Origin of the sequence: Flavivirga aquatica, assembly GCF_001747085.1 — a bacterium.
GTDB lineage: Bacteria > Bacteroidota > Bacteroidia > Flavobacteriales > Flavobacteriaceae > Algibacter_C > Algibacter_C aquatica.
The window spans coordinates 1-15,375 of sequence record NZ_MDJD01000006.1 but is presented as its reverse complement, the minus strand read 5'-3'; the positions used below and the strand labels follow the sequence as shown (position 1 = coordinate 15,375).

Annotated in this window: 11 protein-coding genes, 2 tRNA genes and 1 rRNA gene; 9 read left to right on the top strand and 5 right to left on the bottom strand. The window is 31.6% G+C overall.

Features of this window, described 5'->3' with window-relative positions; genetic code table 11:
- Positions 1–230: 230 nt before the first annotated feature.
- Positions 231–4,619 carry a DNA polymerase III subunit alpha gene (gene dnaE / locus A8C32_RS00105; protein WP_069828419.1) on the top strand — a complete coding sequence of 1,463 codons (4,389 nt, stop codon included), beginning with the start codon at positions 231–233 and terminating at the stop codon, positions 4,617–4,619.
- 27 nt (positions 4,620–4,646) lie between these two features.
- Here dnaE and A8C32_RS00100 read toward each other — a convergent pair whose 3' ends face one another.
- The 5 genes from A8C32_RS00100 to A8C32_RS00080 all read right to left on the bottom strand — a co-directional run bounded on the left by A8C32_RS00100 (position 4,647) and on the right by A8C32_RS00080 (position 6,811).
- Positions 4,647–5,249: a MarR family winged helix-turn-helix transcriptional regulator gene (locus A8C32_RS00100; protein ID WP_069828418.1), complete on the bottom strand. Its 603-nt coding sequence runs from the start codon at positions 5,247–5,249 to the stop codon at positions 4,647–4,649.
- A 72-nt stretch (positions 5,250–5,321) separates the two neighbouring features.
- Positions 5,322–5,555, bottom strand: coding sequence for a thioredoxin (locus tag A8C32_RS00095; RefSeq protein ID WP_069828417.1), 234 nt, complete (start codon positions 5,553–5,555; stop codon positions 5,322–5,324).
- Between the two features lie 69 nt (positions 5,556–5,624).
- On the bottom strand, positions 5,625–6,059 hold the full coding sequence (locus tag A8C32_RS00090) for an SRPBCC family protein (RefSeq protein ID WP_069828416.1): 435 nt from the start codon (positions 6,057–6,059) through the stop codon (positions 5,625–5,627).
- 4 nt (positions 6,060–6,063) lie between these two features.
- Positions 6,064–6,390: an ArsR/SmtB family transcription factor gene (locus tag A8C32_RS00085; protein WP_069828415.1), complete on the bottom strand. Its 327-nt coding sequence runs from the start codon at positions 6,388–6,390 to the stop codon at positions 6,064–6,066.
- On the bottom strand, positions 6,380–6,811 hold the full coding sequence (locus A8C32_RS00080) for an SRPBCC family protein (RefSeq protein ID WP_069828414.1): 432 nt from the start codon (positions 6,809–6,811) through the stop codon (positions 6,380–6,382). Before A8C32_RS00080 ends, A8C32_RS00085 begins: the two co-directional genes overlap by 11 nt.
- A gap of 429 nt (positions 6,812–7,240) precedes the next feature.
- Here A8C32_RS00080 and trxA point away from each other — a divergent pair, with 429 nt between their 5' ends.
- From trxA to A8C32_RS00035, 8 genes are all read left to right on the top strand, one after another.
- Positions 7,241–7,558 carry a thioredoxin gene (trxA, locus tag A8C32_RS00075; protein WP_069828413.1) on the top strand — a complete coding sequence of 106 codons (318 nt, stop codon included), beginning with the start codon at positions 7,241–7,243 and terminating at the stop codon, positions 7,556–7,558.
- Between the two features lie 152 nt (positions 7,559–7,710).
- Complete coding sequence (locus A8C32_RS00070) at positions 7,711–8,256, top strand: ClpP family protease (protein ID WP_069828412.1); 546 nt, start codon at positions 7,711–7,713, stop codon at positions 8,254–8,256.
- 10 nt (positions 8,257–8,266) lie between these two features.
- A complete protein-coding gene (locus A8C32_RS00065; protein ID WP_069828411.1) occupies positions 8,267–9,199 on the top strand; it encodes a DUF58 domain-containing protein in 933 nt (310 codons plus the stop codon).
- 80 nt (positions 9,200–9,279) lie between these two features.
- Positions 9,280–9,353: transfer RNA gene (locus tag A8C32_RS00060), tRNA-Asp, on the top strand.
- A 227-nt stretch (positions 9,354–9,580) separates the two neighbouring features.
- Positions 9,581–9,654 (top strand) — tRNA-Asp (locus A8C32_RS00055).
- A gap of 440 nt (positions 9,655–10,094) precedes the next feature.
- The gene (locus tag A8C32_RS00050; RefSeq protein ID WP_069828410.1) at positions 10,095–12,884 is read left to right on the top strand and encodes a T9SS type A sorting domain-containing protein; all 2,790 of its coding nucleotides are present in this window, start codon (positions 10,095–10,097) and stop codon (positions 12,882–12,884) included.
- Positions 12,885–13,337: 453 nt separating this feature from the next.
- A protein-coding gene (locus A8C32_RS00040; protein WP_093455567.1) for an IS3 family transposase occupies positions 13,338–14,503 on the top strand; the annotation gives its coding sequence in 2 pieces (ribosomal slippage) (positions 13,338–13,581 and positions 13,581–14,503; 1,167 coding nt in all).
- Positions 14,504–15,264: 761 nt separating this feature from the next.
- Positions 15,265–15,375: ribosomal RNA gene (locus A8C32_RS00035) — 16S ribosomal RNA — on the top strand; the annotation flags it as partial.

The following is a 15,375-nucleotide window of genomic DNA, read 5'->3' as shown; positions in this document are numbered from 1 at the left end:
TAGCATTATGTGGTGTCGGCATATTAATTAATTCTTTAAGATAAGAGCTTAAGTTATTATGCTTCATGAAAATATTGATTAATTCCAAAAATAAAGCTTTTAAATTAAACAGGTATATTGTTTACAACTCTTTGTAATTTCCTTATAAATATGTGCCATTTCTATGTATTTTTATATGCTCGTTATTTAAGACTAAAACAAACAAAAAGCGTAATAAATAAATTAAATACATGTACTTAATTTTTGACACCGAAACTACTGGTTTACCAAAGCGTTGGGACGCACCAATTACCGATACAGATAATTGGCCAAGGTGTATACAAATTGCATGGCAATTACATGATGCTATGGGGAATTGTATTGAAAGTCAGGATTATTTGGTGCAACCAGAAGGGTTTAATATTCCTTATGATGCAGAAAAAATACATGGTATTTCTACAGAGTTGGCTCAAGAGATGGGAGTACCATTAGCTGAGGTTTTAGAGAAATTTAATATTGCATTAAGCAAGACAAAATTTGTTGTAGGTCAAAATGTAAAGTTCGATTTAAACATTATGGGTGCCGAGTTTGTGCGCGAAGCAGTAGAAAACCCACTACAAGAATTACCGGTTTTAGATACCTGTACAGAGCATACAGCAAGTTTATGTCAAATTCCAGGAGGGCGAGGAGGTAAATTTAAATTACCAACACTTACAGAATTACATGAGTTTTTATTCAATCAACCGTTTGCAGAAGCGCATAATGCAACAGCCGATGTTGAAGCAACAACACGCTGTTTTTTCGAATTAGTACGTTTAGGAGAATATAAAAAGGAACAACTAGATGTTGAACCAGATTATTTCGAGAATTTTTCAAAAGAAAATCCTTCTCCAATAGAGCTTATAGGTTTAAAACATATTAATCTTAAGAAGGAAAGTGCTAAAATTCATGAGCGTATAAAAAAGGCTGAGGGTTCAAGTCTTTCTTCTGAAGATATTAAACAAAATGCGTCCGATTTAGCCGATGCCAATTTTGTTCATTTACATAACCATTCGCAGTTTTCGGTATTACAGTCAACAATGAGTGTTGGCGATTTGGTTAATGCAGCAGGAGGACATAATATGCCAGCAGTAGCATTGACAGACCATGCCAATATGATGGGAGCATTTCATTTTGTAAATACAGTAAATAAATATAATAGTGGAGCTAAGGCTAAAATAAAAGCAGCAGAAGAAAGCGGTGAAACAACAAGTGTTAAAGAAATAAAACCCATTGTAGGATGTGAGTTTTTTGTTTGCGAAAACCATTTAGATAAATCTAGAAAAGATAATGGTTATCAAGTTGTGTTAATAGCCAAGAACAAAAATGGATATCATAATTTAGCAAAACTTTCATCTCATGCCTTTGTAAATGGTTTCTATTATGTGCCAAGAATAGACAAGAAACTAATACAAGAGTACAAGGAAGATATTATGGTGCTTACTGGGAATTTATATGGAGAAGTCCCTAGTAAGGTTTTAAATGTAGGAGAAAATCAAGCCGAAGAAGCATTAGTTTGGTGGAAAAATGAATTTGCCGATGATTTGTATGTCGAATTGATGCGCCATAATCAAGAAGATGAAAACCGTGTTAACCCTACATTAATAAAATTAGCAAGAAAACACGATGTTAAACTCATAGCAAGTAATAATACCTATTACCAAAAGCAAAACGATGCTAATGCACACGATATTTTATTATGTGTAAAAGATGGAGAAAAACAAGCCACACCAATAGGTCGGGGTCGAGGGTATCGTTATGGTTTACCAAATCAAGAATACTATTTTAAGTCACCTGAAGAAATGAAACAATTGTTTCATGATGTGCCAGATGCTATTTTAAATGTTCAAGATGTAGTAGATAAAGTTGAAGCCTTTCAATTAGCCCGTGATGTATTATTACCAGCCTTTGATATTCCAGATGAATTTAGACATGACGAAGATTTAGTTGATGGAGGAAAGCGAGGTGAGAATGCTTACTTAAAACATTTAGTATACGAAGGTGCTAAAAAACGTTATGGAGAACCACTTTCTGAAGAGGTTATAGAGCGACTGGATTTTGAACTTAATGTAATTGAAAATACTGGATATCCAGGATATTTCCTTATTGTTGAGGATTTTATTAGAGAAGCCCGAAACATGGACGTATCGGTAGGTCCTGGTCGTGGATCTGCAGCAGGATCTGTAGCAGCTTATTGCTTATGGATTACCAATATAGATCCTATGAAGTACGATCTGCTTTTTGAGCGTTTTTTAAATCCAGATCGTGTAAGTATGCCCGATATTGATATCGATTTTGATGATGAAGGACGAAGTCGCGTCATGGATTACGTAATTGAAAAGTATGGAGCCAACCAAGTAGCTCAAATTATTACGTATGGTACCATGGCAGCGAAATCTTCTATTCGTGATACCGCCCGTGTACTTGACTTACCACTATTTGATGCCGATAGGATTGCAAAGCTAATACCAAATATGTCTAAGCTAAATAAAATTTTTGGCTTAAATGAAAAAGAATTAGCATCAAAGTTTAGAGCAGAAGAGTTAGAAAAAGTTAATGAACTCTTAAACATTGCTGATGGATCAGATTTACCAGCCGAAACTTTAAACTTAGCAAGAACGCTTGAAGGGTCTGTACGTAATACAGGAATTCACGCCTGTGGAGTAATTATTACTCCAGATGATATTACCAAATTCGTTCCCGTATCGGTAGCGAAAGACTCAGATTTATATGTCACCCAGTTTGATAACTCGGTGGTTGAGGATGCAGGTTTATTAAAAATGGATTTCTTAGGGTTAAAAACCCTAACATTAATAAAGGATACCGTTAAAATTGTAAAAGCAAAACATGATATTTTATTGGATCCGGAAAATTTTCCGCTTGACGATGAAGAAACCTATGCTTTATTCCAACGAGGGGAAACTGTAGGGGTATTCCAATATGAATCTCCTGGGATGCAAAAACACCTTAGAGATTTAAAACCAACAGTTTTTGAAGATTTAATTGCCATGAATGCCCTGTACCGTCCAGGACCTATGGAGTATATTCCAAGTTTTGTTCGTAGAAAGCATGGAGACGAAGAGATTGAGTACGATTTACCAGCCATGGAAGAGTACTTAAAGGAAACTTATGGTATTACAGTATATCAAGAGCAAGTAATGCTTTTGTCCCAAAAGCTAGCAGGGTTTACAAAAGGTGAAGCCGATGTATTGCGTAAAGCTATGGGTAAAAAGCAAATAGCAGTACTGGATAAAATGAAACCTAAGTTTGTGGAACAAGCCAGTGCTAATGGACATGATGCAAAAATACTAGAAAAAGTTTGGAAAGATTGGGAAGCCTTTGCGAGTTACGCCTTTAATAAATCGCACTCAACCTGTTATGCATGGATTGCCTACCAAACTGCTTATTTGAAAGCACATTATCCAGCTGAATATATGGCGGCGGTACTTTCAAATAACATGAACGATATTAAGCAGGTTACCTTCTTTATGGAGGAGTGTAAGCGTATGAAACTGGATGTATTAGGACCAGATGTTAATGAATCGTTTTATAAGTTTTCTGTAAATAAAGATTATGCGGTGCGTTTTGGAATGGGAGCCATAAAAGGCGTAGGACATGGAGCAGTAATGACCATTGTAGAACATAGAGAAAAAGATGGACCATTTAAATCTATTTTCGATTTAGCAAAACGTATTGATTTGCGTGCTGCTAATAAAAAAGCTTTTGAAAACTTAGCCCTTGCAGGTGGTTTTGATGGTTTTGGTGATGCACATCGTGCACAGTATTTTCATGATGAAGGTGATGGAATAACTTTTTTAGAAAAAGCTGTAAAATATGGAGCAAAGCATCAAGAAAATGAAAATTCGGCTCAAGTAAGTTTATTTGGGGCATCCAGTGATGTCCAAATAGCCGAACCTACAGTACCTCCGTGCGAAGAGTGGGGAACTATGGAAAAGCTAAGTAAAGAACGAGAAGTTGTTGGAGTATATATTTCTGGACATCCGTTGGATGATTTTAAAACCGAAATGAAAACATTTTGTAATGCAACAATAGGTATGTTTAATACACTGGAGCCTTATGTAAATAGAGAAATGGTTTTTGGTGGTGTAGTTACAGATGTGCAACATCGGGTAAGTAAACAAGGAAAGGGATGGGCTATGTTTACTATTGAAGATTATACAGATAGTTTCGAGTTTCGAGTTTTTGGTGAAGAGTATTTAAAGTTTAGACATTTCTTAATGAGTAATAACTTTGTATTTGTAAAATCATTTATTCGTGAAGGATGGGTAAATAAGGATACAGGAAAAAGAAGTGATCCAAGGTTGCAGTTTAATAGTTTCCAGTTGCTTCATGATGTTATGGAGAATTATGCTAAAAAGTTGTCCATACAATTGTCTATTGATGATTTAGATGAAAAGAAAATAGAGAACCTAAAAGAATTAGTGAGTATGCATCCTGGTAATCAAGCACTAGCCTTTTTAGTTTATGATAATAAGGAAAAAATAAAAATAACGATGAATAGTAGAAGACTAAAAGTTAAAGTTTGCCAAGAGCTTGTCGATGAGTTGGAGACACGGAATGTGAAATTTAAACTGAATTAATTTTAGTTGAAAAGTAATTTGAATAAATTAACGTTCTTCAAACTCAGTGCAATCAATACGTAGTTCGGAATTTATAAGTTCTTTATTTAATAAATTACAGAAATGTTGTTTTTTGTTTTTCTTATAAAATTTACAAGCATAACAAGTCCGTTGAACAGTTAGAATACCTATCTGATTTAATTTGTAAATTAACTTACTAAGTGTCTCAAATGTTGATTCTAAATCATCATTTTGAATACTATTTAGTTGTTTTTTTAATGGGTGAGCAAAGTTTTCAGTTTCTTGAACAATGGTTTTTCCTTGCTCTGATAATTGAATAGTATAACTTCTACTATCTGATGAAGAATAAACTTTTGTTATCAACATTTTTTTATCTAAAACCCGAACAGCGTCACTTATAGTAGGTTTTGTAATATTGAATTCTTTTGCTAGATGGCTCACATTACAAAATTCAATTTTATGATAATTTATAAAGATAAGTGTCTGAATTTGAATAGGACTCAATCCTAATAATTTTGCCTTTTCCCATAGTAATACCTTAAAAGCTTCAGAGATGCGCTCTAAACCAGCAACAATCTTACTAGAAATATCGTTTTCTTGATAATTTGGATTAAATATACTTTTTTTCATAAAAATAAATATGCCTATCACTAGAATAAAAGTGATAGGCAAAGTTAGTAATCCTAACTATTAAAAGCAAAATTATGCTTTTACGTCTTCCATAGATGCCCCCAAATTAATGTGAAGTACATTTCCATTGGGAGTAACTATAGCTGGGACAGATTTTACACCTGCAGCTTCAGCTTCAGATATTTTAGATTTGTCTTCTCCAATATGAACAATATTCACATTGTTAGCGCCTATTAGCTCTATAATATCGTGTTCTGCGCTAATACATACTGGACAACCTGCGTGATAAAAAATGGATTTACTCATAACTATATATTTTAATTGTTAATTATTACAACAAATATAGTAAGGATTCCTAACTAAAAAAATATTTTATTAATTTTTTACCTGCTCAACATAGTTTTTTAAACGTTCAACAATAAACATATCCCATGTTGAAGAACAAACCCCATAACAAAGAATGTCTGGAGTTAAACCAATTTGATGAAAATTGAGTTTTACTTTTGTGTCTGCTGCTGCTTCTATTTTCCAATGGAGTACATGTCCAATCCATTCTTTATTAAATAAAGGTTCACCAGCGATACATTTCCATATAAGTTCTTTATTAGGTGTAAATTCCATGATTTTAAAAGCCCACCAATAGCCATTTTCAAAATGAATAGTAAATTGTCCATTAGTTTTTAATGAGGTATTACTTGTTTTTCCCCACCATGAAGAGAGTCCTTCTGTTAAAGCATAAAATAAGTGTTCTGAGTTAGTAGAAAGCTCTATCTGTTTTGAATAATTTGAAACGTTATTTTTAACTTTCATTAATTTAAGTGTTTTTAGAGTTTAAATAGTTAGTTAAACTATCCAATTTATTATCCCAGAATTGAGAATAAAATTTCAACCATTTATCTACCTCTTTCAATGGTTTAGTATTGGCATCACAAAAGCGTTCTCGTCCTTGTGAATTTATTGTTACTAAACCAGCTTCTTCAAGAGTTTTTATATGTTTAGTGATACCCTGTCTACTAATATCAAATTGATTACTTATTTGAGTTATCGACAGAGCAGAGGTTGCTATAACTAAGGCGTGAAAAATATCACGCCTGGTTGGATCTGCAATAGCTTTAAAAAGTTTGGTGATTTTATCCTGCATTTACTAGGTCTTTTAAATAGCTTGTTAAACCAGAGATGCAATTGTCCCAACCTCCATTAAAGCTATTAAACATAGCTACAGCAGTTTCTCCTTTATAATTTGAAATACCAGAATGCTCTAGATATAGTTTTGTACCATCTTGAGTAGATTCTAATTCCCATTTTACAGTAGTTTCTGTTTTAGTATCTGCAACCAACCACGTATATATAAGAACATAAGGGCTTGCGTTTTTTACTTCTCCACTAATAACTGTACATCCTTTTTCGTTTGGTTCAGCAGTAAAAGTATATTTATAGCCCTTTTCAGCTTTAAAATCAGCTTTAATAAACCAAGTTGAAATTTCTTCAGCCTTAGAAATAGCACTCCAAACTTTGTCGATAGTATGATTAAATAATACTTCTTTTTTAATAATGTCTTCCATAAGTTCTAGTTTTAATCTCTTAATTATTCGTTTTTTTGATTTATATGCAACTTTACGGTTGCTAAATTATAATAAATATATTTAATACGCAACTTTTTGGTTGCTTATAAACGTGTCATGTTAACTCCACTACTGTTTTGGTTATAAGTTCTTTTAAAGAATACAGGCTTTTAATATTTTTAAATAGCAGTTTTTTTGAAAAAAAAGAATGAGATTGAACTGTTTATCTTAATAATAAGATAGTTACGCCTTATCTTACGTAGAAACATAATAAGTATTGGTTAGGTGATTGGATTAAAAACATTTAAATAGGTGTAGCTAATATGGTTATAAACAAAACAAATTGTTAGTTTGTAAGCTTTAGAATATTTTTTGACTAATTTTGTGTTATTAAAAATAAATTTACGAACATATTAAAATATAAATATTATGGCATTAGAAATAACAGATGCAACGTTTGAAGACACGGTTTTAAAAAGTGATAAACCTGTATTGGTAGATTTTTGGGCAGCTTGGTGTGGACCATGTAGAATGGTAGGGCCAGTAATAGAAGAAATTAGTGGAGAATACGATGGTAAAGCAGTTGTTGGTAAGGTAGATGTAGATGCTAATCAAGAATTTGCAGCAAAGTACGGTGTTCGTAACATCCCTACAGTTTTAGTTTTCCAAAATGGAGAAGTAGTTGCTAGACAAGTAGGTGTAGCTCCAAAAAAGACTTACACAGATACTATAGATGGTCTTTTATAATTAGACTTTTAAAAAGAAAATTGAAAAGGTTTGTCATTATGGCAAACCTTTTTTTATTTTAGATGAAATTAAAATGAATCAATTAAAAAGTACATTTACAAAATGTGATTTTTAAAAAATAATAAAACTTTAAACGAATTAAATCAAAATATATGAGCGATAAAATAAAAGTACAAGATGCTATAGATAGGAAGCTAATTGAAGAACGTAAGGTGTTTTTGTGGGGACAAGTAGATGATAAATCAGCAAAACATGTTATTGATAGATTAATGTATTTAGATGCAATAGAAACAAAAGATATACATCTATATATTAATAGTCCAGGAGGTTACGTAACATCTGGTTTTGCTATTTATGATTGTATGAAATCTTTAAAAAGCGATGTGTCTACAATCTGTACTGGTTTTGCAGCATCAATGGGATCTCTTATATTATCTGCAGGAGAAAAAGGAAAACGTTTTATTCAACCACACGCTCGTGTTATGATTCACCAACCTAGTGGAGGAGCAAGAGGACAAGCTAGTGATATTGAAATTACAGCTAAAGAAATTATAATCACTAAAGAGTTAAGCGCAAAAATATTAGCAGATAATTGTGAACAATCTTTCGATAAAATAATGAAGGATTTTAATCGTGACCATTGGATGGGAGCAGAAGATTCTGTAGCTTATGGTATTGTCGATTCGGTTTTAAAATAACAGATATACCATGAACTTGCATAAAGAACTCAATAAAACAGAAGGCTTTAAAAACCTAGAATTACTCGCTAAACAAGTGGTGGAAGGGTTTATTTCAGGAATGCACAAAAGTCCGTTTCATGGGTTTTCAGCAGAGTTTGCAGAGCATAAAATATACAATCCAGGAGAAAGTACACGTCATATAGATTGGAAGTTGTTTGCTAAAACAGAGAAGCTTTATACGAAGCGTTATGATGATGAAACGAATTTACGTTGTCATATTATTATAGACAATAGTAGCTCCATGCATTATCCTAAGTTAGAAACGTTTTCTATAGAACATTTAAATAAAATAGCGTTTTCCGTTTTAGCATCAGCATCCTTAATGCATATTCTTAAAAAACAACGCGATGCTGTTGGTTTAAGTATTTATAGTGATGCGTACGATTATTATGCGCCAGAAAAAGGGAGTGAACGTCATCATCAAATGTTATTAAATCATTTGAGTCAAGCAGTAGTTTCTAAATCCATAAATAAACAAACAGAAACTTATAAGTACTTACATGAGATTGCCGAAAAGATTCATAGACGTTCTTTGATATTTTTGTTTACAGATATGTTTCAAACCTCCGAAAAAGATAATGTGAAGTTATTTGAAGCACTACAGCATTTAAAATATAATAAGCACGAGGTTGTTTTATTTCATGTTTTTGATAAGAATAAAGAGTTAGAATTTGATTTTGATAATAAGCCAAAACGTTTTATTGATGTAGAAACAGGTGAGTATATGAATCTGTATGCTGATTCAATAAAAGAAAACTATAATGAGCTAGTAAATAATTACTTTGAAGCATTAAAATTAAAATGTGCGCAATACAAGATAAAATATGTAGAAACTGATATTAATAAGGATTTTAGTAACGTACTGACTACATATATGATAGAACGTCAAAGATTTATTTAGCAAAAAAAGTTTTAAAAAAACATCAAAAAGATTTGCAGTATTCAAAAAGGCGTGTATCTTTGCAACCGCAATAACGCACCGGTCTGGTAGTTCAGTTGGTTAGAATGTCGCCCTGTCACGGCGAAGGTCGCGGGTTCGAGTCCCGTCCAGACCGCAAAAATTGCAAAAAAGAAGCTCTAAGTAATTAGAGCTTTTTTTGGTAATAAAAAGAAGTTGTGTTGTTTCTAGAGAAATCTAGGATGTAGTTATGCCAAAGTAAATTTGGTATTTCCAATGAGAAGCTTTCCTTTTTTCTTAATTGAAGATTGGGATGCTTTTTTGTTTTAAGAAGATTTGTAGGATCCAAAAAGACGTGTATCTTTGTAGCCGCAATAACGCACCGGTCTGGTAGTTCAGTTGGTTAGAATGTCGCCCTGTCACGGCGAAGGTCGCGGGTTCGAGTCCCGTCCAGACCGCAAAATTGAAAAATAAAGCTCTGAGAAATTAGGGCTTTTTTTGGTAATTATAACAATGTTATATTGTTCCTGAATTAATCAGCGAATATCCTTAATAGAGATCACTTCGCTCTCACTTATTCTAGATGATTTTTTATGTTTTTTAGACTAGTATTGCTTTTAATACTATTTTGATCAAGAATTTGAGTGATTTCTTTAAATCTCATTAATTTATCTTTAGAAATCATAAGCATTAGTCAAATAATTAAATATAAAAACCTTCTGCTTTTTTCATTAATATTAATGCTTATTTTTAAATCGAACTCACGTCATATTATTTTTTTTGAGACAATTTTTTTAAAACATAATAAGGGTTTTAGGAAGTTCAGTTGTCTTATTTACAAAGTGTTAATATATATAGCCATATCTTTAAAAAGGTTAGGCTGAAAAAAAAATAGCTTATGAAAATGAAATTATATCAATTTTTTGCGCAAATCTTATGTGTATTTTTAATACCAGTTGTGTCCAATTCTCAATCTGCTTTAAATAATTTACAAGAAGGACTATATTCAGTATCAATTCCTTCAAAATCAGAAGTGTTAGATTTTAGAAAGAACTCAAGAAAAAAGACATTATCACTAAAAATAGATGGTAGAGATTATACATTGATACTAGATAAAAGTTCAGTAAAAAGTAAAAACTTTAGAATTTTAATACAGGATAAAAGCGATGAACTTAAAGAAATTGAAGCTAAAGATTTTTATACTTATACAGGATATATAAAGGGAATTCCTGAAGCTTCGGCTAGTGTTGTAATTTACGATGAAGAGATATCGGTTAATATTAAAACAAACGAGAACGCTGTTTTTGAAATAAATTCTAGAAAAGAAATGTCTTTGTCTAGTAAAACTAAATTGGTCGCAAAAAAAGTTAGCTTAGAAGCTAAAGGTTTATTTGATTCTTGTGGTTTGAAAGATGAAAAAACAAAATTAAGTCTTAAGTCAAAAAATCAAAATGCTCTAAAAAATAACTCAGGAGAAACTATTAAGCAAGCTGAAATAGGTTTTGACATATCTTATAGTGCCTACAAAAACAGGTATAATGAAGATATTAATGCAGTAAATGCTAATATTATTGAATTTGTAAATCAAGTAAATAATTTATGGATTAGAGATGCTCTAGTGGAGCATTTAATTGGAACTATTGTAATAAGAACAGATCCAAGTACTTGCCCATATGAATTAGCAGGCGATACTAGAGCTACCATTCCAAACTTAGGAAGGGTTAAAGATATATGGAACTCAGGAGTTCATGGCGATACCCACAACCTTGCTGCGCTACAAGTTGGCGGCGGAGGCGGTGGTTGGGCTGGAGTAGGCACAGTTTCAACGGAATCAAAATACTCAGTTAGTGATGGCGGTAGTGCTAGTGCATGGAAATCTTTTGCTCAACATGAGATAGGGCATACATGGGGATTAGTTCATAATCATGGTATACAAGAAATTACACCAAACGATCAGCAATTTGGTATTATGTGGCCTGGGATACACACGCGTGCAACTTCTGATGAAGCAGCAACAATGATGGATATTGCTAATAATGCATCGTTAACAGATATTGGATCATATACAGCAGAAAACATAGCACCTTACGGTAATAGAGATTGGGTAGACATAAATATACTTGAAGAATCAAACATTGCAATTGATGTTATAGCTAATGATTATGATGCAAATGCAGATAACTTATCTCTTCATTCTTTCAATCCAATAAGTTTTAATAGTGGAGCCATAACAACAGACCCTACAAATCCTGAGATTCTTATTTATACACCACCTAATGAATTTACTGGTGTTGATCGATTTTATTATGAGGTTTCTGATGGTAATACTACTAATTGGGGAGTCGTTTATGTTAATGTTACAGGACCAGTAGTTATTGATAACAATGCTTTGTCTTACAAATATGATTTTGGTCCTAAAGAGTCACTAACACTATCAGGATATACTATAGTAACACCTAATATAGGTGGAGATGTTTATTGGTCTGGGGGTACTGTAGAAGCTATCAATAGAGAACTGTTTTTTAGTGATTCTCAACTTTATGAAGACTTTGTTACCTCTAGTGAAACTGTGGTTTTTAATCATAAAATTAGAAATGGAAATTGGACAGTATCTTTTGAAGTAGGTGATGCAGATGCACAAAGAGACATGATGCAAGTTAAAATTGAAGGAGATATTGTAGAAAGTAATATCGAAACAGACTATTATGAATTTAAAACTTTTACTCACGAAGTTGTTGTAACTGATGGAGAATTAAATATTGAATTTTCTGATAATGGCGGAATGAATCCAAATTGGATGATTAATAGTCTTGAATTGAATACTACTGATGAGAATACAGACTATATTGTAAATACTAGAGTAAGAAAATATAATTATGATTTTGGAACTAAAGACTCTCGTATACACAGACAATTTACAAGAATTACACCAAATATTGCTGGTGAAATTTATTGGGATGGAAATATTAGTGCCACCGATAGAGGAAGAGCAGGTGGTATAAATGAAATTAATCAAGATTTTATTCATTCAAATGAAACAGCAACTTTAAGACATAAAATTAAAAATGGTATTTGGAAAATAGTCATTAATCTAGGAGATAAAGATATAGCTCGTGATATGATGGACGTTGAGATTGAAGGTGTGTTATATGCTAACAATGTCAACTCTGCTGCACAAGAATTTATTTATGTTAATGCTGACAGAGTTGAAGTAAGGGATGGTATATTGGATATTAAATTTTCAGATAATGGAGGTGTAGATCCAGATTGGGCAGTAACCCGATTATCTATTGAATATATTGAAGCCTTAGCGGATGATGACGATGCTGATGGTGTAATAAATACTTCTGATAATTGTGCGAATACCTCAAGCACAGAAATCGTTGATAATAACGGTTGCCCTAGAAGCCTTTCAGTTGAAACATTATATAAAAATGATATTGTAGTTTATCCAAACCCAACACAGGGTGTTATTAATGTTCAACTTAACAATGGAGTAAATCATTCACTAACCAATATGAGTTTGTATTCAATTGAAGGGAAAGAGGTGTTAGTTTTAAATAAAGATTCTTCTGAAAGCAATAATTTATTGAAAATGGATTTGACTAAATTTAATAAAGGCTTTTATGTATTAAAACTTAATTTTTCTGATGGACAAAGTTTAGTTAAAAAGGTTGTTTATAAATAGAAAAAAATATTTTTTACTATATTAAATCAAGTTTATAATTGGTTGTTTTAATTATGAGTTTTAATAAATTTGATAAATCAAACAGACAGTAATTTAAATATTAATACAGCTATACTAAAATATTATCAAAAAAAGAAGAAGAGTCAGCGCGAATGCTGACTCTTCTTCAAACAAAAAAAAAGTTAATCGCTCAGTTTTCTAAATTTTCGTTTCAAGAACTATTATTCGCTCTTTTAAACGTTTTTCATACTTGTTTTTGTTTTTTTTTGCATATTCTTTTTCGATATTTGCAATCTTGGGTCTCAATAATAACATTGAATCGCACTGTAGAATGAAATATTCGTCAAATTGTTAACGTGATTACTTTCGTCAAAATGAACTTTTTTTGTAAGTATATATTGGAATGTCTAGTTTTGTTGGTACGAATTTATGCGATTGAATTAGATTTGTATTCTGGGAAAAAAGCTTTATGACCAAGAGTTTAAAAAAACTATTGTCGACTTATTAGAATCAGGAAAAACACCTAAAGAACTATTGACTGAATATGGAGTTAGTTTAGCTTCAATAAATAGATGGAGAAACGAATTTAGTAGCACTACAAATAATCGCGAAGATTTATCTGTATTAGAAACTGAAAAGCAAAAAGTTAAAGCTTTAGAAAAAGAGTTGAAAGAAATGAAGTTAGAACGTGATATATTAAAAAAGGCGGTAAGCATCTTTTCCAAGAGCGACAGGTAAGGTATAGTTTTATAAAAACTCATACAGGAGTATTTCCAGTTGAAAAGATGTGTAGTATTATGAATGTTAGTAAAAACTCTTATTATACATGGGTTAGGACTGATAACAAACAAAAAGACTCTTTAATTTATTTAAAGCAAAGAATAACAGGTATTTATAATGATAGCAATCAAGTATATGGAAGCTTACGTGTTCAAAAAATGTTAGAAAGAGAGAATTTGTTTTATAGTAGATCCTATATAGCCTTTTTAATGAAAGAATTAGGTTTAAAAAGTGTGTTAAGTAAAAAGTATAAAGTAATGACTACTAATTCTAATCACGATTTTCCAATAGCGGAAAATATATTAAATAGGGGTTTTAGTAGTAGTCAATTAGGCGAAAAATGGGTCTCAGATATTACTTATATTAAAGTAGGAAGCGGGTGGAATTACCTAACAACTATTTTAGATTTAGCGGATAGAAAAATAGTAGCTTGGACTTTAAGTGCAGACATGACTACGAAAAACACGGTTTATAAAGCTTGGGTATTAGCTAGAGAAAAAAGAAAAATAACTAATAACCATATTTTTCATTCAGATAGAGGTGTGCAATATGCATCTAATAAGATGGTTAGTTTATTAAACCTAAGCTCTAAAATAACACAGAGTATGAGTAGGAAAGGAAATTGTTGGGATAATGCTGTATCTGAGTCCTTTTTTAAAACTATAAAATATGAATGTACTAATAGATATAATTTTAAGTCCTATTTACATACTTATCACATTATTAATCAATATATAAACTGGTATAACAATAGCAGAATACATTCTGCCTTAGATTATAAAACTCCAGCAGAAAAAGAACTAGAATTAAGAATTATAAACAATAAAAAAGTAGCATAAAAAATAGTACCAAATTTATTGGGTAGTCCATATCGTATCACTTATGAAAGATTTCCTTTTTAGAACTTCTTTTTAAAACTTTCGACAATCTAAATTCTGGTCATTTTAGAAGTATCTCCAAACATTCCAGAAAAGTATTTTTATTGTTTTCAATAATGAACTTTCCTTTTAGAGAGATTTGTATTCTATATTATAGGTAAAAGCTTTTTTGATATCAGAATAACTTTTCGAATAAAATTTAACAATTTTCATATGTATAAAGTTTATTGATAAAAGAGTTAAGTTGTATTTAAGAGAGTTTGTTTCATTATTAATAATTACTAGAAACGGGAAAGCCTTATAAATTTTTTTTTGTGTAAATAACTGATTTTTATTTGTTTATGTTTTACAGAGGTGCTATGATCCAAAAAAGGTTAAAAAAGGTGTTGAATAAACAAAAAAGGGTTGTAGGTTTGCATCCGCTAAAAACGGCATTAGTTGTTGAAGGCATACGTTCATAAGAAGTTTTACTAATCGGTTTTAGAAGTTGAAAAAAAACTTTCAAAAAAGATTAAAAAAAGTTTTGTGAGAATAAAAAAGGGTTTTATATTTGCACCCGCTTATCAAGGAAACGCGATAAGAGAACAAAGAAAACAAGTTCATAAACATATTGAATTGACAGCGTAAGATTTTAATTGGAAACGGTTAAGATTAGACAAAGAGAATAAGCCATTTAGATTATATAGATTGATCTAATTAATTGTTAAGATATTAAAAAAATAACGATGAAGAGTTTGATCCTGGCTCAGGATGAACGCTAGCGGCAGGCTTAACACATGCAAGTCGAGGGGTAACATTGTAGCTTGCTACAGATGACGACCGGCGCACGGGTG